The 2618-nt window shown below is 77.7% G+C and carries 2 protein-coding genes; one reads left to right on the forward strand and one right to left on the reverse strand.

Annotated features, from left to right (window positions below):
• Positions 1–19 precede the first annotated feature (19 nt).
• A complete protein-coding gene (locus G5C65_RS35200; RefSeq protein ID WP_165303124.1) occupies positions 20–1162 on the forward strand; it encodes an MFS transporter in 1143 nt (380 codons plus the stop codon).
• A gap of 9 nt (positions 1163–1171) precedes the next feature.
• On the opposite strand, the gene G5C65_RS35205 is transcribed toward G5C65_RS35200, so the two are convergent.
• Positions 1172–2618 (reverse strand): M28 family peptidase (locus tag G5C65_RS35205; RefSeq protein ID WP_338146812.1); only part of this gene is annotated, 1447 nt, incomplete at its 5' end.

A 2618-nucleotide genomic window follows, 5' to 3' on the forward strand; every position in this document is an offset into this window, starting at 1 on the left:
CCCCGGCACCCCGCCCGCGCTGCTGGCCCTGATCGCGCTGTGCACCGCCGTCACGGTCGCCAACATCTACCTCGCCGCGCCGCTGCTCGGCCTGATCGCGGACAGCTTCGGCACCGCGGCGTCCGGGGTGGGCTGGATCGCGGCCGTCGGCCAGCTCGGCTACGCGGCCGGGCTGCTGCTGTTCGCCCCGCTCGGCGACACCGCACACCGCCGCAAGGCGGTCGCCGCGCTCGCGCTCGGCGTGGGCGGCACCATGGCCGCCGCCTCGGCCGCGCCGGGCGCCGCGCTGCTCGGCGTCGGCGTCTTCGCCGCCAGCGCCGCCTCCGTCGTCCCCCAACTGCTCGTCCCGCTCGTCGCCGGGCGCGCCCCGGCCGGACGGCGCGGCCGGCACATCGGCGTGCTGATGGCCGGACTGTTCACCGGCGTGGTGGCGGCCCGGGTGCTGGGCGGCGCGGCGGCGCAGGCGTACGGCTGGCGCGTCGTCTTCCTCGCGACCGGGCTGCTCACCGCCGCCGTCGGCGTCCTGACGGCCGCGGCGCTGCCGGCCGAGCCGGGGCGCGCCGGCCACGCGGCCACAGCGAACCCGCTGCACGGCGTGCTGCGCACCGGCCGCGCGCTGGCCGGCTCCGCCGAGCTGCGGCGCGCCTGCCTGCGGCAGGGCGGGCTGTTCGGCGCGTGGAGCGCCCTGTGGACCTCCCTGGTGCTGCTGCTGACGGGCGAGCCGTACCACCTGACGACCGGGGCGGCCGGGCTGTTCGGCCTCTTCGGACTGGCGGCGAGCGTGGTCGCGCCGCTGTCCGGCAGCCTGGTGGACCGCCTCGGCGCGCGCCGCGTGGTGCGCGGCACCTATGCGCTGGCCGTGCTGTGGCTGCCGCTGTGGTGGCTCGGCGGACACCAGCTGTGGGCCCTGTGCGCGGCGGCCGTCCTCGTCCACGCCGGCCTGGTCGCCGGGCAGGTCGCCAACCAGTCCCGCGCCCTGGCCGCCACGGCGACGCCCGCGGCGGCCAACACCGGGTACGTGGTGGCCGCCTTCGCCGGCGGCGCCGCGGCCTCCGCGCTGAGCGGGGTCGCCTTCGGCCACTGGGGCTGGACCGGCGTGTGCGCGGTCGCCGCCTGCGCCCTGGTACTGGGCGGTCTGCCGGGCGCCCGGAGCCGGGGCTGAAGAGCCCCCTCAGCGGCCCGGGGCGGCGGCCGGCCCCTTGCGGTGCGCCGCGTCCGGGATGCCTGCCAGGTCCTCTGCGAAGCGGCCCGTCACATGGGCCATCGCCTTGCCGAACTGGCCGAACAGCGCGCGGTCGACATGCTCGATCCGGTCGCACACCTGGTGGTAGCACGGGTCGAGCCACTGCCCGGCCGCACCGCCGAACAGGCGCTGCCACCGGGGGGTCTTGAGCTGGTTGGAACCGCCCATGCCCCCGCCGACCGGGACCCCCGCGGCCATGAACGGCGCGTAGTCCGAGCGCCCGTCGAGGTCCCGGCTCGCCGTCGGCAGGCCCTGCCGGGCGAAGTGGCCGGCCAGCTCCCGCTCGATGGTGTCCGAGCCCGGCGGCCCGGGGCCCGCGCCGGTGCCGTCGCTGTCGTCCCCGTCGTGGACCATGCGCGCGAAGTTCGGGGAGCCGATCATCTCGAAGTTGAGGTTCAGCGCGTGGCCGCGCAGCTCGGCGGGCGTCAGCGCGTCCACGTAGTGCTGGGAGCCCTGCACGATCAGTTCCTCCGCGCCCCACCAGGCGAACCGCACCCGGTGCCGCACCTGGTCGAGGTGCGGGGCCAGCCGCAGCGCCGTCTCCAGGACCATCGCCGCGCTGGTCGCGTTGTCGTTGATGCCCGGCCCCTCGCGCGCGCCGTCCAGGTGCGCGCCGAGGACCACCGTGCGGTCGGGGTCGCCCGTCGGCGTGTCGGCCAGCAGGTTGAAGGAGCTGGTCCGCATGTGCCGCCCCCGGAGCGTGAGATCGAGCTCCACCGGCCGCCCCGTGGCGGCGTCGGCGGTCAGCTGCTCGCTCTCCCGGCGGGACAGCACGGCGGTGGGGACACGGGCGTCCTCGCGGGGGACGACGAAGAACCGGATGTTCGCGTCGGCCCCCGGCGCGCCGATGTTCAGCAGCACGGCCCGCGCTCCGGCCGCGTGCGCGGTCTTCTGCTTCCGGGCGAGCGAGCACGAGCCGCCCGCCACCAGCGCGATCCGGCCCCGGGCCGCCGCCTGTGCGTACTCCCCGGCGGCGCACCCGGGGCCCGGCACGACGGCGAGCCGCGCGCGCAGCCCGCCCTTCGGCGTGGAGGCGCTGAACTGGGCCATCAGCGGGTGCAGCGTCCGGCGCGCGGGCCCGGTCGCGCGGGCGGTCTCCGTGACGGGCTCGAAGTCGGGGAAGCTGAAGCGCTGGTAGCGGACGCGGTACCCGGCGGCGGTGAGCTGCTTCTTCACATACCGTGCGGACGCGGCGTAGCCGGGCGTCCCGGCGGCGCGGGTCCCGCCGTACCGGTCGGTGAGGCGCTGGAGGGCCTTCAGATGCCGGTAGCCCCCGCGCTCGGTGACCTCGTGCTCCAGCCGCTCGGCGAGACCGGTGGCGGACGGGGGCCCGGCACGGCCGGGGCCGGGGGAGTCGGAGCGCGCGGCGCCCGGG

This window comes from Streptomyces boncukensis, from assembly GCF_011045075.1.
Taxonomy (GTDB): Bacteria; Actinomycetota; Actinomycetes; order Streptomycetales; family Streptomycetaceae; genus Streptomyces; species Streptomyces boncukensis.